The sequence below is a fragment of the Roseateles sp. FW301-B2 genome (assembly GCF_058788955.1).
Genome location: NZ_JBYTBE010000001.1, coordinates 69,553 through 94,400, shown reverse-complemented (window position 1 = coordinate 94,400; position 24,848 = coordinate 69,553). Strand labels below are relative to the sequence as shown.

18 protein-coding genes are annotated in these 24,848 nt (G+C 69.0%); 9 read left to right on the top strand and 9 right to left on the bottom strand.

Annotated elements, in window-relative coordinates:
• Positions 1–76: 76 nt before the first annotated feature.
• On the bottom strand, positions 77–1,999 hold the full coding sequence (locus AC3WQY_RS00395; protein ID WP_285233042.1) for a bifunctional diguanylate cyclase/phosphodiesterase: 1,923 nt from the start codon (positions 1,997–1,999) through the stop codon (positions 77–79).
• 31 nt (positions 2,000–2,030) lie between these two features.
• Positions 2,031–2,693 carry a transglutaminase-like cysteine peptidase gene (locus tag AC3WQY_RS00390; protein WP_492704906.1) on the bottom strand — a complete coding sequence of 221 codons (663 nt, stop codon included), beginning with the start codon at positions 2,691–2,693 and terminating at the stop codon, positions 2,031–2,033.
• Positions 2,694–2,859: 166 nt separating this feature from the next.
• On the opposite strand from AC3WQY_RS00390, the gene AC3WQY_RS00385 reads away from it, so the two are divergent.
• From AC3WQY_RS00385 to AC3WQY_RS00375, 3 genes are all read left to right on the top strand, one after another.
• Entirely contained in the window at positions 2,860–3,723 is an 864-nt protein-coding gene (locus AC3WQY_RS00385) for an HDOD domain-containing protein (protein ID WP_285233044.1), read from the top strand.
• Between the two features lie 63 nt (positions 3,724–3,786).
• The gene (locus AC3WQY_RS00380; RefSeq protein WP_492704904.1) at positions 3,787–5,970 is read left to right on the top strand and encodes an acetate--CoA ligase family protein; all 2,184 of its coding nucleotides are present in this window, start codon (positions 3,787–3,789) and stop codon (positions 5,968–5,970) included.
• A gap of 35 nt (positions 5,971–6,005) precedes the next feature.
• The gene (locus AC3WQY_RS00375) at positions 6,006–6,593 is read left to right on the top strand and encodes a hypothetical protein (RefSeq protein ID WP_492704902.1); all 588 of its coding nucleotides are present in this window, start codon (positions 6,006–6,008) and stop codon (positions 6,591–6,593) included.
• On the opposite strand, the gene AC3WQY_RS00370 is transcribed toward AC3WQY_RS00375, so the two are convergent.
• Genes AC3WQY_RS00370 through AC3WQY_RS00355 form a run of 4 tightly spaced genes read right to left on the bottom strand, consistent with a single transcriptional unit; the run spans position 6,586 to position 9,481 of the window.
• Entirely contained in the window at positions 6,586–7,326 is a 741-nt protein-coding gene (locus AC3WQY_RS00370) for a LytR/AlgR family response regulator transcription factor (protein WP_492704900.1), read from the bottom strand. The genes AC3WQY_RS00375 and AC3WQY_RS00370 overlap by 8 nt on opposite strands.
• A complete protein-coding gene (locus AC3WQY_RS00365) occupies positions 7,323–8,378 on the bottom strand; it encodes a sensor histidine kinase (protein ID WP_492704898.1) in 1,056 nt (351 codons plus the stop codon). The genes AC3WQY_RS00370 and AC3WQY_RS00365 overlap by 4 nt, the downstream gene beginning before the upstream one ends.
• Before the next feature lie 6 nt (positions 8,379–8,384).
• Positions 8,385–9,086: a LiaI-LiaF-like domain-containing protein gene (locus tag AC3WQY_RS00360; protein WP_492704896.1), complete on the bottom strand. Its 702-nt coding sequence runs from the start codon at positions 9,084–9,086 to the stop codon at positions 8,385–8,387.
• Positions 9,083–9,481 carry a LiaI-LiaF-like domain-containing protein gene (locus AC3WQY_RS00355; RefSeq protein WP_492704894.1) on the bottom strand — a complete coding sequence of 133 codons (399 nt, stop codon included), beginning with the start codon at positions 9,479–9,481 and terminating at the stop codon, positions 9,083–9,085. Before AC3WQY_RS00355 ends, AC3WQY_RS00360 begins: the two co-directional genes overlap by 4 nt.
• 176 nt (positions 9,482–9,657) lie before the next feature.
• Between AC3WQY_RS00355 and AC3WQY_RS00350 the strand changes: the two genes are divergently transcribed.
• The 4 genes from AC3WQY_RS00350 (at position 9,658) to AC3WQY_RS00335 (ending at position 14,522) form a co-directional block, all read left to right on the top strand.
• A complete protein-coding gene (locus AC3WQY_RS00350; protein WP_492704892.1) occupies positions 9,658–11,148 on the top strand; it encodes a peptide MFS transporter in 1,491 nt (496 codons plus the stop codon).
• Positions 11,149–11,192: 44 nt separating this feature from the next.
• Complete coding sequence (gene gpmI / locus AC3WQY_RS00345) at positions 11,193–12,857, top strand: 2,3-bisphosphoglycerate-independent phosphoglycerate mutase (RefSeq protein ID WP_492704890.1); 1,665 nt, start codon at positions 11,193–11,195, stop codon at positions 12,855–12,857.
• 21 nt (positions 12,858–12,878) lie between these two features.
• Positions 12,879–14,252, top strand: a complete 1,374-nt coding sequence (locus AC3WQY_RS00340) for a lytic murein transglycosylase (RefSeq protein ID WP_492704888.1) — start codon at positions 12,879–12,881, stop codon at positions 14,250–14,252.
• Between the two features lie 99 nt (positions 14,253–14,351).
• Positions 14,352–14,522 carry a hypothetical protein gene (locus AC3WQY_RS00335; protein WP_492704886.1) on the top strand — a complete coding sequence of 57 codons (171 nt, stop codon included), beginning with the start codon at positions 14,352–14,354 and terminating at the stop codon, positions 14,520–14,522.
• Between the two features lie 758 nt (positions 14,523–15,280).
• Here the strand turns inward: AC3WQY_RS00335 and lpdA are convergent.
• The 3 genes from lpdA to aceE are packed head-to-tail and all read right to left on the bottom strand — an operon-like array spanning position 15,281 to position 21,518.
• Positions 15,281–17,089 (bottom strand): dihydrolipoyl dehydrogenase, encoded by a 1,809-nt coding sequence (gene lpdA, locus AC3WQY_RS00330; RefSeq protein ID WP_492704884.1) that lies wholly within the window; start codon positions 17,087–17,089, stop codon positions 15,281–15,283.
• 13 nt (positions 17,090–17,102) lie between these two features.
• On the bottom strand, positions 17,103–18,788 hold the full coding sequence (aceF, locus tag AC3WQY_RS00325; RefSeq protein ID WP_492704882.1) for a dihydrolipoyllysine-residue acetyltransferase: 1,686 nt from the start codon (positions 18,786–18,788) through the stop codon (positions 17,103–17,105).
• 24 nt (positions 18,789–18,812) lie between these two features.
• Positions 18,813–21,518 carry a pyruvate dehydrogenase (acetyl-transferring), homodimeric type gene (gene aceE / locus AC3WQY_RS00320; protein WP_492704880.1) on the bottom strand — a complete coding sequence of 902 codons (2,706 nt, stop codon included), beginning with the start codon at positions 21,516–21,518 and terminating at the stop codon, positions 18,813–18,815.
• A gap of 146 nt (positions 21,519–21,664) precedes the next feature.
• On the opposite strand from aceE, the gene AC3WQY_RS00315 reads away from it, so the two are divergent.
• Together AC3WQY_RS00315 and AC3WQY_RS00310 are read left to right on the top strand one after the other, a co-directional pair.
• Positions 21,665–24,217 carry a PAS domain S-box protein gene (locus AC3WQY_RS00315; RefSeq protein ID WP_492704878.1) on the top strand — a complete coding sequence of 851 codons (2,553 nt, stop codon included), beginning with the start codon at positions 21,665–21,667 and terminating at the stop codon, positions 24,215–24,217.
• Positions 24,214–24,837 (top strand): response regulator transcription factor, encoded by a 624-nt coding sequence (locus AC3WQY_RS00310; RefSeq protein WP_285233057.1) that lies wholly within the window; start codon positions 24,214–24,216, stop codon positions 24,835–24,837. The genes AC3WQY_RS00315 and AC3WQY_RS00310 overlap by 4 nt, the downstream gene beginning before the upstream one ends.
• The last annotated feature ends 11 nt before the right edge of the window (positions 24,838–24,848 follow it).

Genomic DNA, 24,848 nt, shown 5'->3' with positions numbered 1-24,848 from the left:
GAGCGCCAGTCTGGGGCAAAGGCCGCTCGACCCTGCCGCTCACTCAAGGCATCAGCTCCCTGCGCTCACCCGCGCCTCAGGGCTTGATCAGCTGCCCCGTCGCCCAGGGCCCGGTCACGCCGTCGATCTCGCAGTCCCACAGCGCCTGCACGTCCAGCGCGTCGCGCACGCCCTCGGCATAGACCTTGAGCGTGAGGCTGCGCAGCATGATGACCATGCCGCGCACGAAGGCGGCGCGCGCCGCGTCGCCCGAGACGCCGCTGACCACCGAGCTGTCCAGCTTCACATAGTCGAGCCCGGCCTGGTAGAGCCGCTCCACCTGGGCCAGGCCGGCACCGGCATGCTCCAGGCCCAGCCGCACGCCCAGCGGGCGCAGCTGCCGACCGAGCTCGTGCAGCAGGTCGAAATGCTGCGTCGCGGCCGATTCGGCCAGCTCCAGGCCGAGGCGGCGCGCGGCCTGCGGCGCGTGGAACACCAGCTCGCGCACGCGCGCCACAAAGCCGCCGTCCAGCAGCGAGGCCGGCGCCACGTTGACGCAGCGCCATTGCTCGTCATGGCCGTTCGCCTCCAGCGCCAGCGCAATCGCGCACAGGTCGACCTCGGCGGTGAGTCGATTGCGCACCGCCAGCGGCAGCCAGCGCGCCGCGTTCTCGAACTCGGCCTGCTCGTCCAGGCGCAGCTGCAGCGGGCATTCCAGGTGCACCAGGCGGCGCTCGCGGTCGATCACCGGGAACTCCAGCAAGCGCGCGCGGCGCGCCTGCAGCGCCTCGCTGATCTGCAAACGCCAGGCGCGCTCGCCCTGCAGATAGCGCTCGTGCTCGGGCGTGACAAGGGCCTGCACCACCACGCCGGTGCCGGCCTCGGCGCGCGCCAGCGCCACGTCGGCCTGGGCGAACCAATGGCTGGCGGCGCGCTCGCGCGGCAGCTCGATGGCACCCAGCGCCACCTGGATGCCGGGCCCGAAGGCGGGCAGGCTGGCGCGCAAGGCCTCGGCCAGGGCCTCGGCGGTCTCGGCCGCGACGCGCGGGGCCGGCAGCCAGAGCGCGAAGTCCGCGCCGTTCAGGCGGCCGGCCAGGCAGCCATGCACGCGCTCGGGGTAGACCTGGATCGCGCGCGCCATCGCCAGCAGCACCTGGTCGGTGGCGACATGGCCCAGGCTCTGGTTCAGGCCCGCCAGATCGCGCAGGCGCAGCAGCACCAGGCCGGCATGGCTGGGGCCCTCGTCGCGTGCCAGCGCCGACTCCAGCTCGGCGAGGAAATGCTTGCGGTGGCTCATGCCGGTGAGCGCGTCGCAATGCGCCTGCTGGCGCAGCACCTGGAGCTGCTCGGCCTGGGCCTCGAACATGCTCTTCACGCGCATCACCATGCTGTTCATCGCGCCGGTCAGGCGCTGCAGCTCGGGCACCTTGGATTCGTCGACCGTGCTGAACTCGCCGCGCACCACCGCATTGGCCTGCGCCACCGCGTTGTCCAGCGGCTTGCGGATGCGGCGCAGCACCGCCAGCGCGGCCAGCCCCGCCAGGCTGCCCAGCGCCAGCAGCAGCAGGGCGCTGCGCAGGGTGCTGCTCCACAGCGCGTCATGCGCATAGGCGGACTGGCTCCGCACCTCCACCGAGCCCGCCGCGTTCCAGCCGTTCGACACCTTGGCGACGCCGGCCTGGGTCTGGATCGGCGTCAGGCCGCGGAACCAGCCGGGCGCCTTGGACACCAGCGGCGGCGCATGGCGCTCGAAGGCGACGCTGCCGTCATTGCGCTTCCACACCACGCTCTCGTAGGCGCCGGTGTCGAACTGGGCCGAGATCAGCAGCGACATCAGCTCGGCATCGCCGCCCTGCTGCGACATCGCCAGCGCCAGCGCGGTGGCGTTGTCGCTGTTCTTGAGCTGCAGCTGGGTCTGCATCAGCTGGCGCAGCGAGCCGGTGGACACCGCCACGCTGCCCAGCAGCGACAGCAGCACCACGCTCAGCACCAGGAGCCAGATTTGACGTATCAGCGACATGGGCTGCATTCTCCTTGTTGCATGGTTCGCATCAGAATCCCTCCGCCTTCACCTTGGCCAGCAAGTCGCGCCATTGCGACAGCCGCGCCAGCGGGTTGCCGGCGCTGGCGCTGCCCACGCCCTGCCACAGGCCCTCGCTGTTGAAGCTGAACACCGGCTGCAGATCGACGCGCGCCGAGGCCGGGCGCAGCTCGGGCACCAGGTTGTCCAGGATCAGGGGCTCGGCCTGCGGCTGCGCATAGTAGGCCAACACCATATGCGCCTGGCTGCGCCCGCGGAACTGCGCGCGCACATAGACCATGCGCAGCTTGGCCTCGGGCACGCCGGCGGCCACCAGGCTGAAGTACTTGGCGATCGAGTAGTCCTCGCAATCGCCCTGGCCTTTTTCCAGCGTCTCGAGCGGGCTGGCCCAGTAGTCCGCCTGGCCCCAGACCTCGATATCGTCGCGGAAGGCGATGCGCTGGTTGAAGAACTGGTTCAGCGCCTGCAGGCGCTGCTCCTCGTCCTGCGTGCTGACGCGCTCCACCAGCTGCTGCAAGGCCTTGGCCGCCACCAGGGTGCGCGGGCTGCGGTGCGCGGCGGCGTCCAGAAAGCTCGGCACGTCCCAGGCCCGCCCGCCGCCCGCCCAGCCCAGCAGCAGGGCAAGGCCGATGCCGGCGCGCAGCTGCTGGAAAAAAAGGCGTGGACCGGACATCGGGGCATCGGGGCATTGGCAGGGGCTTGCGGCACTGTACAGGCTGGGTCGGAGCGCGCCGCCGACGCGCCGCGCGCGGCCCCCGGTTTCGGGCAATTTGCCGCAGTCGCCGGCCGGGCCGCGACGCTGGGGCACGCCATAATCCGCCCGACCCTCCAAGACCGCCATGAAATCCCAAGCAGTACGCCAAGAGCTGGATCAGGCCCGCGCCACCGGCCCGCTCAAGCAGATCAAGATCCCGCCCTGCCCCGAGCTGCTGACGCGTCTGCGCGAAGCCATGGCCCAGGCCCAGCCCGATCTCACCGAGGTCGCACGCATCGCCGCCAGCGATGTGGCCATGTCGGCCACCCTGCTGCGCCAGGCCAACAGCCCGCTGCACCTGGCCGACGGCATGCCCTGCGGCACCGTGGGCCAGGCGATGACGCGGCTGGGGCTGGACGAGACCGCGGCGGTGATGACGGGCTTTCTGCTCAAGCACAGCATCCCGGTCAACAGCCCGCAGCTGGCGCGCTTCTGGGAGCGCTCCACCAAGCGGGCGCTGGCGATGGCCTTCATCGCGCGCCAGCTGCCGGGGCTCTCGCCCGACCTGGCCCATACCTACGGCCTGTTCTGCCATGTCGGCATGCCGGTGCTGCTGCAGAGTGTGCGCGGCTATGGTGCCACCATGGTGGAGGCGGCAGCGCGCATCGACCGCCCCTACATCGCCACCGAGAACGCCAACCACCGCACCGACCACGCGGTGGTGGGCGCGCTGGTGGCGCGGGTCTGGAACCTGCCGGCCGCGCTGATGACCGCGATCCGCCTGCACCACGACCTGCGCTCGCTGGGCGACGCCGGCATCGAGCCCGAGATCCATACCCTGGTGGCCGCCGGCCTGATCGCCGAGCACCTGATGCGCCTGCACGAGGTGCTGCCCGAGGATGCCGACTGGGCCGACCACCATGGCGCGGCGATGGCCTGGCTGCACATCGGGCCGGACGACGTCGATCAATGGGACGAGGCGCTCCGGCCCATCCTCGACGAGGCCTGAAGCCCTCGTTCTTGCCCCAGGTCATGGGCGGCGGCGGCGCGGCTCGCTAGCATCGCCGCCAGCATGACGAACACCGCACCGACGATCCTGGCCCGCGCGCGCGCCGAGCAGCGCCACACCCTGACCGAGGCCGAAGGCCTGCAGATCCTGGCCGAGGCCGGCGTGCGCGTGCCGCAGCAGGTGCTGCTGGACGGGCCCGCGGCGCTGCGCGCCGAACACCTGCCGCCCGGCACCAAGGTGGTGGTCAAGGTGGTGGCGCACGACATCCTGCACAAGACCGAGCTGGGCGGCGTGAAGATCGTCGACAACCGCCTGGAGGCCGTGGCCGAGGTGCTGGCCGACATGCATGCGCGGCTGGCCCCGCATTACGCGGTGAGCGGCTACAGCCTCAACGAATGCATCGAGTACGAGCGCGCCTTCGGCCATGAGTTTCTGGTCGGGCTGCGCTGGACCGAGGATTTCGGCGCCACCCTGAGCCTGGCCTGCGGCGGCGTGGCGGCCGAGTACCTGGCCGGCCAGCTCAGGCCGGGCCGCGAGCTGTCGGTGTTCTCGCCCGAGCTGACGGCCGAGTTCGACCTTGCCAGCAATGCGGTGGCGCAATTCGCCACCCAACCCTGGCGCCAGCAGCCCGCCCTGCTGCCCGAGGCCAGGCTGCGTGCGCTGCTGGACAAGCTGCTGACGCTGGCGCGGCAGCGCATGCCGGCCGAGCTGATCGAGATCGAGATCAACCCGCTGGTGATCTCAAGCGCCGGCGAGCTGATCGCGCTGGACAGCGTGGTGCGCCTGCCCGAGCGCCCCTACCTGACCGAGCCGCCGCAGCGCCCGCTGCACAAGCTGGCAAAGCTGCTGGCGCCCGCCAGCATGGCCGTCATGGGCGTGTCCGAGAAAGGCGGCCCGGGCCGCACCATCCTGCAAAACATCCTCGCCCAGGGCTTCGACCCCGCGGCGCTCACCGTCATCAAGCCGGGCCTGGCGACGCTGGACGGTGTGGCCTGCGTGGCCGATGTGAGCGCCCTGCCCGCGCCGGTGGATCTGCTGGTGCTGATCGTGCCCGCCGCCCAGGTGCCCGGGGTGCTGGGCGAGGTGATCACGCAGGGCAAGGCGCAGGCGGTGATCGTGATCCCCGGCGGGCTGGAGGAAAAGGCCGGCACCGAGCAGCTGGTGGCGCGCATGCAGCAAGCGCTGCTGGCGGCGCGCGCCTCCCCCGACCAGGGCCCGCTGATCAACGGCGGCAACTGCCTGGGCGTGCGCTCGCTGCCGGGCCGCTACAACACCCTCTTCATCCCCGGCGAGAAGCTGCCCTTCTCGGCCGGGCCTGAATCGCCGCTGGCCCTCATCAGCCAGAGCGGCGCCTTCGCCATCACCCGGCTCAACCAGTTCCACCATGTCAACCCGCGCTACTGCATCACGCTGGGCAACCAGAGCGATCTGACGGTGGGTGACTACCTCAGCCAACTGCAGCACGACCCGGCGATCGAGGTCTTTGCCGTCTATGTGGAGGGCTTCAAGGAGCTCGACGGGCTGAAGTTCCTGCGCGCCGCCCGCGCCATCACCGCCAGCGGCCGCAAGGTCATCCTCTACCGCGCCGGCCGCACCCAGGAGGGCGCCCAGGCCAGCAGCAGCCATACCGCCTCGATCGCCGGCAATGCGGCGGTGACGCGCGAGCTGGCGCGCGGCTGCGGCGTCATGCTGGCCGAGACCATCACCGATTTCGAGGCGCTGATCGGCCTGCATCTGGCGCTGGGCCGGCGCGCGCTGCGCGGCCGGCGCCTGGCGGCGGTCAGCAATGCCGGCTTTGAATGCGTGTCGATGGCCGACAACCTCGGCCCCTTCCAGCTGGCGCACTTCGGCGCGGCCACCGAGGCGCGCCTGAAGCAGGTGTTCGCCAGCGAGCGCCTCACCGAGCTGGTGGACGTGGGCAACCCGCTGGACCTCACCCCGATGTGCGGCGACGCCGGCTACGAGGCGGTGATCGCCGCCGTGCTGGCCGACCCCGGCGTGGACCTGGCCCTGGTGGGCGTGGTGCCGCTCACGCCCGCGCTCAAGACCCTGGGCGCGGCGGCGCTGGAGCCCGACGCCATCGCGACGCGCTGGATCCGCCTGCTGCAGGGCCAGCCCAAGCCCTGCATCGCGGTGATCGACGGCGGCTCCATCTACGACGAGCTGGCGCGCCTGCTGGAGGCCGGCGGCGTGCCCACCTTCCGGCGTGCCGACCGCGCGCTGCGCGCGCTCCGGCTCAGCGTCTAAGCCCGGGCCATGCCGCTGCGCTGACAATGCGCGGCATGCAGCAGATCAACCCCGGCTATCTCGGCCGCCGCCCGCGCTCGCCGCTCTGGGCGGCGCTGTGGATGACGCCGCCCCTGCTGCTGGCGCTCTGGTGGCTGTTCGGCCCCAGCGGCGTGCCGGTGCGGATCGAGCAGCAGCGCTGGCGCCTGGTGATCGAGATCGAAACCCTGGTGGCCGAAAGCGCCTCCGGCTGGTGCGACGAGATGCCCGCCGGCGCGCGCGAAATCGGCCGGCGCCTGCTGCCCGACCCGAGCGGCCAGCGCAGCGCGCCGGCCGAGCATTGCCGCTACAGCGTGCCGGCATGGCGCGCGCTGCACAGCGCGCAGGCCGAGGGCGATGCGCCCGGCCCGCCGCATTGGCCCGTGCCGGCGCTGAACCGCCTGGCGCCCGAACAGCTGGGCGCGGAACGCGCGGGCAAGCGGCACGAGTTCTTCGAGCTGCTGCTGCGCGCCGCCGATGGCCGCGCCTGGACCTGCCGGCTGGCGCAGCCGCAGTGGCAGACCTACCGCCAGGGCCAGCGCCTGCGCCTGCAGGTGGACCGCTTCGGCACCGCCGATTGCGGCCGCCTGCCATCGCTCACTTGAGCAGCGGCCTGATGCGCTCGTAGCCGGCGCGGCTCACCGGCACCTTGCGGCCGCCGCGCAGCACCGCCAGCAACTGGTCCTTGCCCTGGCGCTCCAGCTGCAGCAGCTGGTCCAGATTGATCAGCCAGGAGCGGTGCACGCGCACGAAGCGTTGGGGGTCCAGGCCGGCCTCGAACTCGGCCAGGGTCTGCGTCTTCAGCAGGCTGCGCTCGGGCGTGTGGATGCACACATAGTCGTCCTGCGCCTCCACGCACAGCACCTGCTCGGGGCTCAGCACATGCAGCTGCTGGCGGTCGCGCACCAGGATGCGCTGCGGATTGCCGGCGGCCACCAGTTGCTGCAGGCCCGGCGTGGCGAGCGGCAGCAGCTTGCGCGCCTGCGCCAGCGCGCGGTCGAAGCGCGCCTGCGAAAAGGGCTTGAGCAGATAGTCCACCGCGTGCAGCTCGAAGGCGCGCAGCGCATGCGCCTCATGCGCGGTGGTGAAGATCACGCCATGCTCGCGGCCGCTTAAGCCCAGCACCTCCAGGCCGCTGAGGCCCGGCATCTGGATGTCCAGGAACAGCAGATCGGGCGTCAGCGCCTCGATGGCGGCCAGCGCCGCCTCGCCATCGGCACATTCGCCGACGATCTCGATCTCGGGGTGGGCCTTCAGGAACTCGCGCAGCAAGCGCCGCGCCAGCGCCTCGTCGTCCACCAGCAGGGCCGTCAGCCTCTTTGCATCCGGGGCACTCATGGCTCGCTTCTCCAGGGCAGGGTGATCTCGGCCACGAACTGCCCGGCCTCGCTGCGCAGGCGCAGATTGGCCCGGCCGGCAAACAGGCTTAGCAGCCGCTGGCGCACATTGTGCAGCCCGGTGCCGGTGCCGAGCTCGTGGGGGTTGGTGGCGGCGGCCAGGGCAAGCGGGTTGGCGAGCGGGTTGGCGAGCTGCAGGTGCAGCCAGTCGCCCTGCCGCAACGCGCGCAGGCTCAGCGTGCCACCCTCGCTGCGCGCGGCGATGCCATGCTTGACGGCGTTCTCCACCAGCGGCTGCAGCAGCATGGGCGGCAGCAGCGCGGCGCCGACCCCGTCGGCCAGCTCGCAGTCGAAGCGCAGGCGCTCTTCACCAAAGCGCACCTGCTCGATCTCCACATAGCCGCGGCAATGCATCAGCTCCTCGTCCAGGGTGATCCAGTCGCGCTGCGTCAGCGCCAGGGTCTGGCGGAAGTACTGGGCCAGCGCCAGCGTCATGCGGCGCGCCGCCGCGGCGTCGAAGCTGGTGAGCGCGCTGATCGAGTTCAGGCAGTTGAAGAGGAAATGCGGATTCACCTGGTTGCGCAGCATCAGCAGCTCGGCCTCCACGGCGCGCGCCTGCGCCTGCTCGGCGCGATGTTCCGCATCGCGCAGGCCGGCCCAGGCCTGCAGGGCATCGGCGGCCAGCAGTGCCAGCAGATAGCCGCCGCTGGCAAGCGCGAACAGGCTCGCCGCCAGCGGCGCGGCCGGCTCCAGCCAGACCCAGGCCAGCAGCAGGCACAAGCCGCCCACCAGCAGCGCGGCCACCGCATAGCGCGCCAGCCCCAGCCAGGCGCGGCCGCGCGCCAGCGGCAGTGCGCGGCTGAGCTCCCAGGCCGAGGGCAGCAGCAGCGCATAGAGCAGCACCAGCGGCATGGCCGCGCCCAGTGCCGCGGCCCAGCCCCAGCCGGCCAGCCAGACCAGCGCGCCCGCCAGCAAACTGCCCAGCAGCGCGCAGGCGGCCAGCAGGCCCAGCAGCGCGGCCGGCCGGAGCAGCAGCAGATAGACCGAGCGCATCGCCGCTCAGTTGCGCAGTTCGATGCCGCCCAGGATCACCTCGCCGTGGATCACCAGGCGCTTGCTGCTCAGGAGCGGCGGCACGGTCTTGTCCTCAATCGCGCCAAGCACCGGATGGCCGTTCACGGTCACGGCCCAATCGTTCGGCACCTTCAGCTCCAGGCCCCCCATCAGCACGAACACATCCAGCCGGGCCGTGCCCTCCACCGAGGCCTGGCGCAGATCCAGCTGCGCACCGCCCAGCACCACGGTGACCTTGCCGCCGCTGAACTGCGGGCTGCTGACGCGCGACTGGTTGCCGCCCAGCACCGCCGTCAGGTCGATGCGGTCGGTGTTCAGCTGCTCGACCGGCTGCCCCTCGGCGGTGCGCCAGCCCGCGCCGATGCGGCCCTTGAACATCACCAGCAGGCCCAGCGCGATCAGCAGCAGCGGCCACCAGTCGCGCCAGCGAAAGTCGAACAGGCCCAGATGGCGCAGCGTCAGCACGCTGCCCACCACGATCAGCGCCGCGCCGAAGCCGCGGCCCGGGCCCTGCGGCGACTGCGTGAACTTGAGCACGCCCAGCGCGATCAGCACCAGCGGCCAGAAGGGCAGGATGCGCCGCACGTCGAAGACGTGGAAGTTGTCCAGCAGGAACAGCAGGCCCAGCAGCGCCAGCACCAGGCCCAGCAGCAGTTGCTGGCGCGGGTCGCGATGGTTGTTGCTCATGGCTGGCCCTCCCCGTCGCGTCGCGCCGCGTCGCCGCGCCCACGCAGCAGGCCAAAGCCGCCCATCAGGATCTTGCCCAGGCCCAGGGCCAGCAGCAGCAGCGGCCAGCTGTTGTGATAGCTCAGGCCCAGGTAACTGGTCTCGCAGGCATAGAGCCAGGCCGACAGCAGCAGCAGGAAACAGGCACTGCCGAGTTGGCGCGCACTGCGCGCCGTCACCAGGCGCAGCAGGCCCAGCACGGTGATCGCCAGCGGCCAATGCGTCCAGAGAAAGTCCAGCACGCCATAGCCCTGCTTTTCAAGCAGTGCGGCGCTGCCGATCACGATCAGCACCAGGCCGGTGAAGAGATGGTCGTGCGGCCGGCGCCGCTCGCAGTCGCGAGATCGATGGGACATGGTGGAAAAGCTCCCTGAGTGAATGGCCGCGACGATAGCGAAGCCGGCGGCGCTTGTCGCGCGGATTTCGGCGAATGAACAGCCGCGCCCGGTGAATGACGCGCCGGGCCGACGCATGGCGAGGGCGGGCCAACTCGCTCTAAGATTCGCCGCCCCCTAACCAGAAAGCCCAAGCCTTGTCCACGACCTCACAGCGCCTCGCTCGCATCCCGCCCGGCTCGGGCGTGCTGTTCTTCGTCCAGATGTTCTCCACGCTGGGCTATGCCGTGCTGTACTCCAGCCTGGTGCTGTATGCCACCGAGCATCTGCGCTTCAGCGCCGAGCATGCCTCGCTGGTGATGGGGGTGTTCGGCGCCTTCAATTACGGCCTGCACCTGTTCGGCGGCTATCTGGGCGGCCGGTTTCTCAGCAACCGCAATCTCTTCGTCGGCGGCATGCTGCTGCAGGTGTTCGGCTGTGCCGCCATCGCCGGCGGCACCGAGGCCTTGCTGTACTGGGGGCTGGCGCTGTTCCTGACCGGCAGCGGCCTCAACGTCACCTGCCTCAACATGATGCTGACGCAGCGCTTCGCGCCCGAGGACGACCGCCGCGAGGGCGCCTTCCTGTGGAACTACGCGGGCATGAACGTGGGCTTCTTCATCGGTTTCACGGTGGCCGGCCATTTCCAGCTGAGCCAGAGCTACAGCAGCCTGTTCTGGTTCGCCACCGTCGGCAACATCCTCGCCATCGTGCTCGCGCTGGCCTTCTGGAAGGTGCTTGCCGATTTGGACACGCCGCTGATGAAGGTCGGCGCGGCGCAGTTCCGCGCCCGCTTTGCCGCCGGCACGGCCATCCTGATCGGCCTGGTGCCCCTGCTGTGGTGGCTGCTGCAGCATCCCGAGGGCACCGAGTCGCTGGTCAAGCTGATCAGCGCCGCGGTAGCCCTGGCCCTGATCGTGCTGACGCTGCGCCACCGCGACGTGCCGGAGCGCAAGCGCATGTGGGCCTATCTGGTGCTGACGCTGGGCTCGCTGATGTTCTGGTCGCTCTACCAGATGGCGCCCAGCGGCCTGCAGCTGTTCGCGGTGGGCAATGTGAAGCTGGAGCTGTGGGGCGTGACGATCGCGCCGCAATGGGTGCAGAACATCAACACCGTGGTGATCGTGCTGGGCGGGCCGCTGCTGTCGGCCTGGTTCGTGCGCCTGCGCGCGCGCGGCTGGCCGCTGGACGTGCCGCAGCAGTTTGCCGCCTCGCTGCTGCTGATGGGCCTGGGTTTTCTGGCCCTGCCGCTGGGCATCCACTTCGCCAACGCGCAGGGCCAGGTGGCCTTCGTCTGGCTGTTCGCCAGCTATGTGCTGCAGTCGCTAGGCGAGCTGCTGATCTCGCCGGTGGGCTACGCCATGATTGGCCGGCTGGCACCGCGCCAGTACCAGGGCGTGATGATGGGCAGCTGGATGCTGGTGACCGGCCTGGCCTCGCTGTTCGCTGCCGACTTCTCCGGCATGGTGGCGCAGCCGGCCGGCAGCACCGCGCTCACGAGCAACCCGGCCTATGCCGCGCTGTTCACCCAGCTGGGGCTGGGCAGCGTGGTGGTGGGCATCGCCCTGATGGCGCTGATCCCCTGGCTGCGCCGCCTCATCACGGACGAGACGCACAATAGCGGCCAGCGCGGCAGCGCGCCCACCTGAGCGCGCCGTCCGGGCACTCACCCGTTTACAGCTCACTTCTCCCCATGCTGCAAAGAAACGAATCCCTCTCCCAAGTCGCCGCCGCCGTCGGCCCCGTGGTGCTGATCGTGATGGACGGCTACGGCCTCTCGAAGACGGACGCCGGCAGCGCCATCGCGGCCGCCAACAAGCCGACCCTGGACAAGCTGTTCGCACAGCACCCGAACATCCGCCTGCGCGCCCATGGCACCGCGGTGGGCATGCCCTCCGATGAGGACATGGGCAACTCCGAGGTCGGCCACAACGCGCTCGGCGCCGGCCAGGTCTATGCCCAGGGCGCCGCCCTGGTGGCCGACTCGATCGCCTCGGGCGAGATCTGGCAGGGCCAGGCCTGGCAGGAGATCGTTGCCGCCGCCAAGGCCGGCAGCGCCGGCAAAGCGGGGCGGCTGCACTGCATCGGCCTGCTGTCCGACGGCAATGTGCACAGCCATATCGACCACCTCAAGGCCCTGGTGCGGCAGGCCAAGGCCGAGGGCCTGCGCTCGGTGCGCGTGCACGCGCTGATCGATGGCCGCGATGTGCCCGAGACCAGCGCGCTGGGCTATGTGCTGCCCTTCGAGGCCTTCCTGGCCGAGCTGAGCGACGCCGATTTCGACGCCCGCATCGCCTCCGGTGGCGGCCGCCAGTGCATCACCATGGACCGCTACGACGCCAACTGGCCCATGGTCGAGCGCGGTTGGAAGACCCATGTGCTCGGCCAGGGCCCGCAGTTCCCCAACGCCGGCGCCGCCATCGAGGGCCTGCGCCAGCAGCACCCCGGCGTGATCGACCAGGACCTGCCCGAGTTCGTGATCGCCGAGCACGGCCAGCCCATCGGCACCATCGAGGACGGCGATGCGGTGGTGCTGTTCAACTTCCGCGGCGACCGGGCGATCGAGATCACCCGCGCCTTCGAGGAAGGTGCAGCCTTCGACAAGTTCGACCGCGTGCGGGCCCCCAAGGTCACCTATGCCGGCATGCTGCAGTACGACGGCGACCTGAAGCTGCCGGCGCGCTTTCTGGTGGCGCCGCCGGCGATCCGCAACACCTCGGGCGAATGGTTCAGCAAGCTCGGCGTGACGCAATTCGCCTGCTCGGAAACGCAGAAGTTCGGCCATGTCACCTACTTCTGGAACGGCAACCGCTCCAGCAAGTTCGAGGGCGAGACCTATCTCGAGGTGCCCAGCGACGTGGTGCCCTTCGAACAGCGCCCCTGGATGAAGTCTGCCGAGATTGCCGACGCGATGATCGCCGCGCTGCAGAGCGGCCAGCACAAGATCCTGCGCTGCAATTTCGCCAACGGCGATATGGTGGGCCACACCGGCAACTTCCACGCGGCCATGATGTCCATCGAGGCGGTGGACCTGGCGCTGGGCCGCCTGCTCAAGGCCGTGGACGCGGCCGGCGGCGTGGCCCTGATCACCGCCGACCATGGCAATGCCGATGAGATGTACGAGTTGGACAAGAAGACCGGCCAGCCCTCACTCAACAAGGACGGCAGCTTCAAGGCCAAGACCGCGCACACGCTCAACCCGGTGCCGCTGATCCTGTATCACAGCATCCCCGGCCTGCACATCAGCCTGAAGCAGACGGCCACGGCCGGCCTGTCCAATGTAGCCGCCACCACGGCCGCGCTGCTGGGCTACGACAAGCACGCGGATTGGGATGAGAGCCTGCTGACCCTGGCTTGATCATTGGCGGACGAACAGCTTGTGAACACTCGAATCGCCGCGGTGCGGCGCTGCGCCAGGATCGACGCAGGCCTGACGCTCACGGTCTTGCTGGCTGCCCTGGCCGGCTGCGCCAGCGCGCCACCGAGCCAACCGGCATCGCCGGTTCCGCGCGCCGCGGCAGTGCTGGCACCAGCCGCCCCTGCTCAGGCAACCTCCGCCAGCCTCACCCCCGAGATGAGCGCCGAGGAACTGCAGGCACGCTGCCTCGCCTGGGCGCAGGCCTTCCGCCCCGAGGCGCGCGCCGCGGGCATCAGCGAGGCGGTGCTCGACGCCGCCTTCGGGCCGCTGCAATGCATGCCAAAGGTGCTGACGCTGGATCGCAGCCAGCCCGAGTTCACGCGGCCGATCTGGGCCTATCTGGACAGCGCCGTGTCCGCCTCGCGGGTCAAGCAGGGGCTCACGCGGCTGGCCGAGCCGGCGGTACGTGCCGCGCTGGAACAGGCCAGCGCTAGCCATGGCATCCCCGTGCCGCTGCTCGCCGCGTTCTGGGGCCTGGAGAGCGATTTCGGTCGCGACCAAGGCAGCGTGCCGGTGATCGATGCGCTGGTCACGCTGGCGGTGGACGGCCGACGCGAAGCGATGGCGCGGCGCGAGCTGCTGGCGGCGCTGCGCATCCTGCAAGCAGGCGACACCGACCGGGCCCGCCTGCTCGGCTCCTGGGCCGGGGCCATGGGCCAGACCCAGTTCATGCCCAGCAGTTTCCTGAGCGATGCGCAGGACGCCGATGGCGACGGCCGGCGCGACATCTGGGCCAGCCTGCCCGATGTGATGGCCTCGACGGCGAACTACCTGCGCCGGCGCGGCTGGCGGGCCGAGGAGCCCTGGGGCCAGGAAGTGCTGCTGCCACCGGGCTTTGACCCGTTGCGCGCCGACGCCACGCTGAAGCAGACCAGTGCTGCCTGGGCCGCCGAGGGCCTGCGGCCTGCTGATCCTCAGGCCGAGAGGCTGGCCCCGATGGGCGATGCCTGGGTGCTGCTGCCGGCGGGCAGCCGTGGGCCGGCCTTTCTGGTCGCACACAACTGGCAGGTGATCCGGCGCTACAACGCCTCGGACAGCTATGCGCTGGCCATCGGCCTGCTGAGCGACCGGCTGGCGGGCCGCAACGAGGGCGTGCGTGCCGCCTGGCCGCGCGAGCTGCTGCCGCTCAGCCGCACGCAGCTGCAGGCCATGCAACGTGCACTGGCCGAGCAGGGTTTCGCCCCGGGCAGCGCGGACGGCGTGTTCGGCCCGGCCACCCGCGCCGCACTGCGGGCCTGGCAGCAACGCGAGGGGCTGCCGGCCGATGGCTATCCGAGCCAGGCGCTGCTAGCACTGCTGCTACCCAAAGAGGAGGCGGGCGCTCCATCGCCTTGAGCGCGGCCCGGCGACGACTCCGCGCCGCACTACCTGCAGCTGGACGACGGCGAGGGCGGCCAGCGCAGCGACTACAGCTAGCAGCGCCATGGCGACTGGGTGCGCAGCGCACTCGATCAACTGAAGCTGCAGGACATCGCCCTGGTCTGCCAGCACGGGCGCGGCTTGATCGGGCTGCGCCTGGTGGGCGAGCAGCCCGAGCGCTTTGCGCGCATGCTGGCCGCCAACACCATGCTGCCCACCGGCGACCATGCGCCGGGCGAGGCCTAGCGGGTCGTCGTACGGTTGATGCCGATGGCTGCATTCGGCACGAAGCAGTCACTGGAATACCGAGGGGGTTATGCCAAGGTGAGGCGGGCGGCAAAGCCCTGGGCGGGTGGCCGCTGCGGCCCGGATGCGCAGGCCCTCGCGCAGCTCGGGCTCCCCTGCGGTGCTCGGCCCTTGCGGCCTGGCGCACAACTCACTTCGCTCACCTGCGGCTCGCTGCGTTCAGACAAAGTGCGCCAATCCAGCGCTTGAGGCGCGCGAGTACGCGCGCGGCCGCAAGGCCCTGTGCTCCTCGGCAGCGCAAGAGGGCCGCCGCAACCACCCGCCCAGGGCTTTGCCAACACCGATGGTTGTGCGCGCCCCTCGTGCCATGCGCGGGATCCGAGCGGCCCAGGCCGGTAGGTGCGAGGCCCCATTGGCGGTGCCGAGTAGCGCAGCCAAACCGGGTTGCGCATCGCTGCGGGCGATGCGTCGAGCGCACCTTGTTTGAGCTGGAGCACAGGCGGGTGCCACTGGCACACGCCGGCCCGAAGGGGTGCGACGGCGAGTTGTGCGCGAGTCCCGGTTTGGCGAGCAGCGAGGGAAGCCTGAACGCAGTGAAGGCCTCCGCCTCTGGAGCCGAGTGCCTGCCGGCCTGGGCCGCGGCGCGTGCAATGAACTTCCGCTTTGTGCCGGCTGCTGCCCCCAGCCATTGATCCAAGAACGAGAAAAGCCCGGAACGTTACCGATCCGGGCTTTCAGAACAACAGAATCCGCCGCGCTTACTTCCGTGCCGGCGGCACGTCCGTGCAGCTGCCATGCGCGATTTCGGCGGCCATGCCGATGCTTTCGCCCAAGGTCGGATGCGGATGGATGGTCTTGCCGATGTCCACCGCGTCGGCGCCCATCTCGATGGCCAGGGCGATCTCGCCGATCATGTCGCCGGCATGGGTGCCGACGATGCCGCCGCCGAGGATCTTGCCGTGGCCATGGGCTTCGGGCGAGTCATCGAACAAGAGCTTGGTATAGCCCTCGTCGCGGCCGTTGGCGATGGCACGGCCCGAGGCCGTCCAGGGGAACAGGCCCTTCTTGACCTTGATGCCCTGCGCCTTGGCCTGGTCCTCGGTGAGGCCCACCCAGGCCACCTCGGGGTCGGTGTAGGCCACACTCGGAATCACGCGGGCGTCGAACTGGCTGCGGGCCAGCTTCTCGTCGCCCAGCAGTTCGCCGGCGATGACTTCGGCCGCCACATGGGCCTCGTGCACCGCCTTGTGCGCCAGCATGGGCTGACCCACCACATCGCCGATGGCGAAGATGTTGGCGACGTTGGTGCGCATCTGCACATCGACGTTGATGAAGCCACGGTCCGTCACCGCCACGCCGGCCTTGTCGGCGGCGATCTTCTTGCCATTGGGCGTGCGGCCCACCGCCTGCAGCACCAGGTCGTAAATGCCTTCGCTCTTGGCGCCGTCCAGCGATTCGAACTGCACCTTGATGCCCTCGGGCGTGGCCTCGGCGCCGACGGTCTTGGTCTTCAACATGATGTTGTCGAAGCGCTTGGCATTCAGCTTCTGCCAGACCTTGACCAGGTCGCGGTCGGCGCCCTGCATCAGGCCGTCCAGCATTTCCACCACGTCCAGGCGCGCACCCAGGGTGCTGTAGACCGTGCCCATCTCCAGGCCGATGATGCCGCCGCCGATGATCAACATCTTCTTGGGCGTGCCCTTGAGGGCCAGCGCGCCGGTCGAGTCGACGATGCGCTCGTCGTCGGGCAGGAAGGGCAGGCGCACCGCCTGCGAGCCGGCGGCGATGATGGCCTTCTTGAAGTGGATGGTCTTGGTGGCGCCGGTCTTCTCCTGCGCGCCTCCGGTGGTCTCTTCCACCTGCACATGGTTGGGGTCCACAAAGGCACCGTAGCCGCGCACGATCGTGACCTTGCGCATCTTGGCCATCGCCGCCAGGCCGCCGGTCAATTTGCCGATGACCTTTTCCTTGTGGCCGCGCAGCTTGTCCACGTTGACCGAGGGCGCACCGAAGTCCACCCCCAGATCGGCCATGTGCGAGACCTCGTCCATCACCGCCGCCACATGCAGCAACGCCTTGGAGGGGATGCAACCCACGTTCAGGCAGACGCCGCCCAGCGTGGCATAACGCTCCACCAGCACGACCTTGAGGCCGAGGTCAGCGGCACGGAAGGCGGCCGAGTAGCCGCCGGGGCCGGCGCCCAGCACCAGCACGTCGCAGTCCAGGTCGGCGCTGCCGGTGTAGGCAGCAGCGACGGGTGCCACCACCGGTGCCGCCACGGGCGCGGCCGTGGGAGCAGCAGCCAACGTCGGTGCTGCCACTGACGCGGCGTCCGACTCAAGCAGCAAGAGCACCGTGCCCTGGTTGACCTTGTCGCCCAGCGAGACCTTGAGCTCCTTCACCACGCCCGCATGCGAGCTGGGGATCTCCATCGAGGCCTTGTCGCTCTCCACCGTGATCAGGCTCTGCTCGGCCTTGATCGCGTCGCCGGGTTTGACCAGCAACTCGATGATGGCCACGTCCTTGAAGTCGCCGATGTCGGGAACTTGAACTTCGATCAATGCCATTTGACGCTCCCGATTACAGAACGATGCGGCGGAAGTCCGCCAGCAGCGATGCGAAGTAGACGTTGAAGCGGGCGGCCGCGGCGCCGTCGATGACGCGGTGGTCCCAGCTCAGCGAGAGCGGCAGCATCAGGCGCGGTTGAAAAGCCTTGCCGTCCCAGACCGGCTCGATCTGGCTCTTGCACACGCCCATGATGGCCACCTCGGGCGCATTGATGATGGGCGTGAAATAGCGCCCGCCGATGCCGCCCAGCGAGGAGATGGTGAAGCAGCCGCCGGCCATGTCGGCCGGGCCGAGCTTGCCGTCGCGCGCCTTCTTGGCGAGTTCGCCCATCTCCTGGCTGATCTCGAAGATGCCCTTCTTGTCGGCGTCCTTGATCACCGGCACCACCAGGCCATTGGGCGTGTCCGCCGCAAAGCCGATGTGGAAATACTTCTTCAGCACCAGCTTCTGGGCATCGCCCTCGCCTTCCAGCGAGGCGTTGAATTCGGGGAACTTCTTCAGCGCCGCCACGGCCGCCTTGATCATGAAGGCCAGCATGGTGACCTTGATGCCCGACTTCTCGTTCTCCTTGTTGGTTTGCACGCGGAAGGCCTCGAGTTCGGTGATGTCGGCATCGTCGTGGTTGGTGACATGCGGGATCACCACCCAGTTGCGATGCAGATTGGCACCCGAGATCTTCTTGATGCGCGAGAGTTCCTTGCGCTCGATGGCGCCGAACTTCTCGAAGTCGACCTTGGGCCAAGGCAGCAGGCCCGGCAACGCAGCACCACCGGAGGCCGCAGCCGCCGCGGGTGCCGCGGCCTTCTGGGCCAGGGTCTGCACCGCACCGGCCATCACCGACTTGACGAAGCCCTGCAGATCGGATTCCTGGATGCGGCCCTTGGGGCCCGTGCCCTTGACCTCGTCCAGCGGCACGCCGAGTTCGCGCGCCTGACGGCGGATGCTGGGGCTGGCATGCGGCAGGCGGCCGGTGGGCGTGCTGGGCTCATGGGCCGGCAGCGCCGCGGTGGGCGCGATGCGCTCCACCGGCGCGGCGGGGGCGGCCGCCACCACGGTGTTGGCGCTCGAAGCGGCCGCGGCCGCCACAGGCGCGGCCGTTGCAGCCACCGCAGCAGCCCCCTGCACTTCCACGATCGCCAGCAGGCTGCCCTTGGCGACCTTGTCGCCCAGCTTGACCTTGAGTTCCTTGACCACGCCGGCATGCGAGGACGGGATCTCCATCGAGGCCTTGTCGCTCTCCACCGTGACGAGGCTCTGCTCGAGCTTGATGGTGTCGCCGGGCTTGACGAAGACCTCGATCACTGCGACCGATTCGAAGTCGCCGATGTCCGGGACGAACACCTCCACCAGCGAACTGGCGGCGGGGGCTGCTGCGGCGACGGCGGGGGCTGCCACCGGCGCGGGCGCCGCCACGGGCGCCGCTGCCAACGCCGGTACCGGCGCATCCGCGCCGGCCGTGCCCTCGGCTTCGAGCAGCAGCACCAGGCTGCCCTCGTTGACCTTGTCGCCCACGGCGACCTTGATCTCCTTCACCACGCCCGCATGCGAGCTGGGGATCTCCATCGAGGCCTTGTCGCTCTCCACGGTGATCAGGCTCTGCTCCAGCTTGATGCTGTCGCCCACCTTCACCAGCAGCTCGATCACGGCCACGTCCTTGACATCACCGATGTCCGGAACCTTGACTTCTACCAATGCCATTTCGTGTCTCCGATCGCCGCCGAATCAGGCGTACAGCGGGTTGATCTTGTTGACGTTGATGCCGTACTTGGCGATCGCCTCGGCCACCTTGGCGGCTGGCAGCTTGCCCTCGTCGGCCAGGCTCTTGAGCGCGGCCACGACGATGTAGTGACGGTTCACCTCGAAGTGCTCACGCAGCTTGGAGCGGAAGTCCGAGCGGCCGAAGCCGTCGGTGCCCAGCACCTTGTAGGAGCGTCCCGCCGGGATGAAGGCGCGGATCTGCTCGGCGTAGTTCTTCATGTAGTCGGTGGAGGCGATCACCGGGCCGCTGGTGCGGCTGAGCTGCTGGGTCACGAAGGGCACGCAGGCCAGCTCGGTGGGGTGCAGCAGGTTCCAGCGCTCGGCGTTCTGGCCGTCGCGCGCCAGCTCGTTGAAGCTCGGGCAGCTCCAGACATTGGCGCTCACGCCCCAGTCCTGCTCCAGCAGGCCCTTGGCGGCCTGGCTCTCGCGCAGGATGGTGCCCGAGCCCAGCAGGTTCACGCTCAGGGGGCCGGGGGCGGCCTCTTCCAGCAGATACATGCCCTTGATGATCTGCTCCTCGGTGCCGGCCTTCAGGCCCGGCATCGGGTAGTTCTCGTTCAAGAGGGTGATGTAGAAGTAGACATTCTCCTGGTCCTGCACCATGCGCTTCAGGCCATGCTGCATGATCACCGCCACCTCGTGCGCGAAGGTGGGGTCGTAGCTGACGCAGTTGGGGATGGTGCCGGCCAGGATGTGGCTGTGGCCGTCCTCATGCTGCAGGCCTTCGCCGTTCAGCGTGGTGCGGCCCGAGGTGCCGCCCAGCAGGAAGCCGCGCGCCTGCATGTCGCCGGCGGCCCAGGCCAGGTCGCCGATGCGCTGGAAGCCGAACATCGAGTAGTAGACGAAGAAGGGGATCATGACCCGGTTGTTCGTCGAGTACGAGGTCGCCGCGGCGATCCAGCTGGCCATGCCGCCGGCCTCGTTGATGCCTTCCTGCAGGATCTGGCCGGCCTTGTCCTCGCGGTAGTACATCACCTGGTCCTTGTCGACCGGGGTGTAGAGCTGGCCCGCAGGGTTGTAGATGCCGATCTGGCGGAACAGGCCTTCCATGCCGAAGGTGCGTGCCTCGTCCACCAGGATGGGCACGGTGCGCGGGCCCAGATCCTTGTCGCGCAGCAGCTGGGTCAGGAAGCGCACATAGGCTTGCGTGGTGGAGATCTCGCGGCCCTCGGCGGTGGGCTCGAGGATGGCCTGGAAGGTGTCAAGACCTGGCACCGCGAGATGCTCGTCCGAACGCGGGCGGCGCTTGGGCAGGTAGCCGCCCAGTTGCTGGCGGCGCTCGTGCAGATAGCGCGCCTCGGGCGTGTGCTCGGCCGGCCTGAAGAAGGGGATCTTGGGCAGGTCGGCGTCGGCGATCGGGATGCCGAAGCGGTCGCGCATCGACTTGATGTCGTCGTCGGTGAGCTTCTTGGTCTGGTGCGCGGTGTTCTTGCCCTCGCCGCTCTTGCCCATGCCATAGCCCTTGACGGTCTTGACCAGCAGCACCGAGGGCTGGCCCACGGTATTGACCGCCTTGTGGTACGCGGCATAGACCTTTTGCGGGTCGTGGCCGCCACGGTTCAGGCGCCAGATGTCGTCGTCGCTCATCTTGGCCACCATCTCCAGCAGCTTGGGGTGCTTGCCGAAGAAGTTCTTGCGCACGAAGGCGCCGTCATTGGCCTTCATGGCCTGGTAGTCGCCGTCCACCGTGTCCATCATGACCTTGCGCAGCAGGCCTTCCTTGTCGCGCGCCAAGAGCGGATCCCAGTAGCCGCCCCAGATCAGCTTGATGACGTTCCAGCCGGCGCCGCGGAACTCGCCCTCCAGCTCCTGGATGATCTTGCCGTTGCCGCGCACCGGGCCGTCCAGGCGCTGCAGATTGCAGTTCACCACGAAGATCAGGTTGTCCAGCTTCTCGCGTGCGGCCAGGCCGATCGCGCCCAGCGATTCCGGCTCGTCCATCTCGCCGTCGCCCAGGAACACCCAGACCTTGCGCTTGGAGGTGTCGGCAATGCCGCGCGCGTGCAGGTACTTGAGGAAGCGCGCCTGGTAGATCGCCATCAAGGGGCCCAGACCCATCGAGACGGTGGGGAACTGCCAGAACTCGGGCATCAGCTTGGGGTGCGGGTAGCTGGAGAGGCCCTTGCCGTCCACCTCCTGGCGGAAGGACAGCAGCTGCTCCTCGCTGATGCGGCCTTCCAGGAAGGCGCGCGCATAGATGCCGGGCGCGCTGTGGCCCTGGATATAGAGCAGGTCGCCGCCATGCGCGCCATCGTCGGCATGCCAGAAATGGTTGAAGCCGCAGCCCAGCATGGTGGCCAGCGAGGCGAAGCTGGAGATGTGGCCGCCCAGGTCGCCACCGTCGTCGGGGTTCAGGCGATTCGCGCGCACCACCATCGCCATCGCGTTCCAGCGCATATAGGCGCGCAGGCGCTCCTCGATGTCGATGTCGCCGGGGAAGCGCTCTTCCTGGTCGGTGGGGATGGTGTTGACGTAGGCCGTGTGGGCCGAGAAGGGCACGTCGATGCCGGCCTGGCGGGCATGGTCGATGAGGGTCTCGAGCAGGAAGTGAGCGCGCTCGCCCCCTTCCTCACCAATCACGGCGGACAGGGCGTCCAGCCATTCCTTGGTTTCGAGAGCGTCGGTGTCATTGGCGGCGGCGCCGAGAAAAGACTGAGGCTGCGCGGACATGTTGTCTCCTAAATCCTGCGTCGAAATTTTCCGGCGCGAGTTTCTCACAAGCTTTCTGAAATTCCAAATCGTGCGAGTCAGTTTCACATAATGAAATCAAAGGGATTGCTCGCTGGGCCGGCGGCGCGCGCCGGGATAATCGGGCCATGCTTTCCCGTTTCGATTTCAAGGGCGCCCTGCGCCGCACGCTCACGCCGCTGCAACGCCTGGCCGCCACCTGGTGGCGGCGCCAGTCGCCCTCGCGCCAGGACCGCTTTGCCACCCTGGGCCCGCTGGTCTCGGTGATGCTGTTCCTGGCGGCCATCATCTTGGCCTTCTGGTACCTGCGCAACGAGGAAATCGAACGCGAGGCCGAGGCCGTCAAGCGCGATACCGAGATCGCCCAGCAGCAGATCCGCGTGCGCCTGAACGAGAACCAGGAAAAACTGGTGGTGATCGCGCGCGACATCGTCACGCGCGCCATCGACCCGCAGGAATTCGGCGTGCAGGCGCGCGCCTTCGCACGCGAACGCCCCGAGGTCACCCATGTGACCTGGCTGACGAACCGGCGCGACCGCCGCGCCAGCGTCAGCGGCGCCGGCTTCCAGGCCGAGAACCTGATGGTGCTGGACGGCGGCGACCCCTCCATGCCCAGCGGCAACCCCGGCACCGCCCCCGAGATCGCCTTCCAGGCCGCCAAGGAACGGCGCCAGGTGGTCTATTCCCAGCCCTTCACCGACAACAACAGCAGCTCGGTGTTCCAGGTGCAGGTGCCGCTGATCGACCGCAACGGCTTTGCCGGCGTGCTGATCGCCGAATACTCGATCGAGGCCCTGCTGCGCTACTACGTGCCCACCGAGGTGGCGGGCCGCCATGCGGTCTCGGTGCTGGACGCGCGCGAGCAGGTGATGGCCTCCACCGTCACCCCCATGCCGGGCCAGCGCATCAAGCGCGCCTCCATCGTCTCCGAGGTGCCGCTGGCGCCGGCGCTCAACGGCCTGGTGCTGCGCGGCCAGGGCTACCGCACCTCGATCGGCCTGATCAGCAACACCTTGTTCTGGATGGTGGTGGCGCTCTCGGTGCTGACGGTGTGGATGCTGCTGGGCACCTGGAAGCACATGCGCCGGCGCATGCAGTTCCAGACCGCGCTGGCCAACGAGACGAATTTCCGCCGCGCCATGGAGAACTCCATGCTCACCGGCATGCGCGCCATGGACATGGACTCGCGCATCTCCTATGTGAACCCGGCCTTCTGCGCCATGACCGGCTTCTCCGAGGCCGAGCTGATCGGCCGCAAGCCGCCCTTCCCCTACTGGCCGCCGGACCGCTTCGAGGAGAACGCGCGCCTCTTGCAGCAGGAGATCCACGGCCGCAGCCCGGCCGGCGGCGCCGAGGTCAAGGTGATGCGCAAGGACGGCACCATCTTCGACGCCCGCATGTATGTCTCGCCCCTGATCGACCCCAAGGGCAAGCAGAGCGGCTGGATGACCTCGATGACCAATATCACCGAGGCCAAGCGCGTGCGCGACCAGCTCAGCGCCTCGCACGAGCGCTTCACCACCGTGCTGGAGGGGCTGGACGCGGCGGTCTCGGTGCTGTCCGTCCAGCAGGGCGAGCTGCTGTTCGCGAACCGCAGCTACCGGCTCTGGTTCGGCGCCGACCCCAAGGGCCATGCCATGCTGGCCGGCAGCCAGCTGAGCCGCAGCAAGGACGATCCCGACGCCGACGACGAGGTGGACGACTATTCCGGCCTGCCGGCCCAGCATCTCACCGAGGTGGGCTCGGACCCGCGCGAGGTCTATATCGAGGGCCTGGAGATGTGGTTCGACGTGCGCGCCCGCTACCTGCAGTGGACCGACGGCCGCCTCGCGCAGATGCTGATCGCCACCGACATCACCGCGCGCCGCCGCGCCGAGGAGCAGGCCGCCCAGCAGGCCGAGAAGGCCCAGGTCACCAGCCGCCTGATGACCATGGGCGAGATGGCCTCCAGCGTGGCGCATGAGCTGAACCAGCCGCTCACCGCCATCACCAACTACTGCAACGGCATGGTCTCGCGCGTGCGCAACGACGCGATCCAGAAGGACGATCTGCTGGCCGCGCTGGAGAAGACCGCCAAGCAGGCGCAGCGCGCCGGCCAGATCATCCACCGCATCCGCAACTTCGTGAAGCGCAGCGAACCGCAGCGCCAGGCCTCCAGCGCGCATGCCATCGTCGAGGACGCGGTGGAGCTGGCCGGCATCGAGCTGCGCCGCCGCAACGTGGCCATCCACACCTATGTGGCGCAGCGCCTGCCCACCCTGATGGTGGACCCGATCCTGATCGAGCAGGTGCTGATGAACCTGCTGAAGAACGCCGCCGAGGCAATCGACAACGCCGCGCTGCCGGTCTCGCGCCGCCATATCGAGCTGCGCGTGGTGCCCAAGCACACGGCCGAGTTGGGCGGCAATATCGAGTTCTCGGTCACCGACATGGGGCCGGGTTTGCCCGATGAGGTGATCGAGCGCATGTACGAGGCCTTTTTCTCCACCAAGTCCGATGGCATGGGCATTGGCTTAGGGTTATGCCGGTCTATCGTGGAGTCCCACCACGGCCGGATCCGTGCCGAGAACCTCTACAATGGCGCCTCCATCGTGGGGTGCAGGTTCGCCTTCACCATCCCCGTCGAACTATCCCGTCCCGAACCCTCGGGACCCGCCCTGAACACTGCTGCGACACCATGAGCCTGATTCCTAAGAAGGGCAACGTCTACGTTGTCGATGATGACGAAGCCGTGCGCGATTCCCTGCAATGGCTGCTGGAGGGCAAGGACTACCGCGTCAAGTGCTTTGACTCCGCCGAGTCGTTCCTGAGCCGTTACGACCCGCGCGAAGTGGCCTGCCTGATTGCCGACATCCGCATGGAAGGCATGAGCGGCCTGGAGCTGCAGGACCGCCTGCTGGAACGCCGCAGCCCGCTGCCGGTGGTCTTCATCACCGGCCATGGCGATGTGCCGATGGCGGTGCAGACCATGAAGAAGGGCGCGATGGACTTCATCGAGAAGCCCTTCAAGGAAGACGAGCTGCTGGCCCTGGTGGAGCGCATGCTCGACCAGGCGCGCGACGCCTTCTCCAGCCACCAGGAAGCCGCCAGCCGCGACGCCCTGCTCTCGCGCCTCACCACCCGTGAAGCGCAGGTGCTGGAGCGCATCGTCGCCGGCCGCCTCAACAAGCAGATCGCCGACGATCTGGGCATCAGCATCAAGACGGTGGAGGCGCATCGCGCCAACATCATGGAGAAGCTGAACGCCAACACCGTGGCCGACCTGCTCAAGATTGCCTTGGGCGCACCCGCCAAGGCCTGACAAGACCTGCC

Coding starts and splice junctions, on each gene's coding strand:
- AC3WQY_RS00395 (WP_285233042.1), bottom strand. CDS start 1,999: ATGTCGCTGATACGTCAAATCTGGCTCCTGGTGCTGAGCGTGGTGCTG.
- AC3WQY_RS00390 (WP_492704906.1), bottom strand. CDS start 2,693: ATGTCCGGTCCACGCCTTTTTTTCCAGCAGCTGCGCGCCGGCATCGGC.
- AC3WQY_RS00385 (WP_285233044.1), top strand. CDS start 2,860: ATGAAATCCCAAGCAGTACGCCAAGAGCTGGATCAGGCCCGCGCCACC.
- AC3WQY_RS00380 (WP_492704904.1), top strand. CDS start 3,787: ATGACGAACACCGCACCGACGATCCTGGCCCGCGCGCGCGCCGAGCAG.
- AC3WQY_RS00375 (WP_492704902.1), top strand. CDS start 6,006: ATGCAGCAGATCAACCCCGGCTATCTCGGCCGCCGCCCGCGCTCGCCG.
- AC3WQY_RS00370 (WP_492704900.1), bottom strand. CDS start 7,326: ATGAGTGCCCCGGATGCAAAGAGGCTGACGGCCCTGCTGGTGGACGAC.
- AC3WQY_RS00365 (WP_492704898.1), bottom strand. CDS start 8,378: ATGCGCTCGGTCTATCTGCTGCTGCTCCGGCCGGCCGCGCTGCTGGGC.
- AC3WQY_RS00360 (WP_492704896.1), bottom strand. CDS start 9,086: ATGAGCAACAACCATCGCGACCCGCGCCAGCAACTGCTGCTGGGCCTG.
- AC3WQY_RS00355 (WP_492704894.1), bottom strand. CDS start 9,481: ATGTCCCATCGATCTCGCGACTGCGAGCGGCGCCGGCCGCACGACCAT.
- gpmI (WP_492704890.1), top strand. CDS start 11,193: ATGCTGCAAAGAAACGAATCCCTCTCCCAAGTCGCCGCCGCCGTCGGC.
- lpdA (WP_492704884.1), bottom strand. CDS start 17,089: ATGGCATTGATCGAAGTTCAAGTTCCCGACATCGGCGACTTCAAGGAC.
- aceF (WP_492704882.1), bottom strand. CDS start 18,788: ATGGCATTGGTAGAAGTCAAGGTTCCGGACATCGGTGATGTCAAGGAC.
- aceE (WP_492704880.1), bottom strand. CDS start 21,518: ATGTCCGCGCAGCCTCAGTCTTTTCTCGGCGCCGCCGCCAATGACACC.
- AC3WQY_RS00315 (WP_492704878.1), top strand. CDS start 21,665: ATGCTTTCCCGTTTCGATTTCAAGGGCGCCCTGCGCCGCACGCTCACG.
- AC3WQY_RS00310 (WP_285233057.1), top strand. CDS start 24,214: ATGAGCCTGATTCCTAAGAAGGGCAACGTCTACGTTGTCGATGATGAC.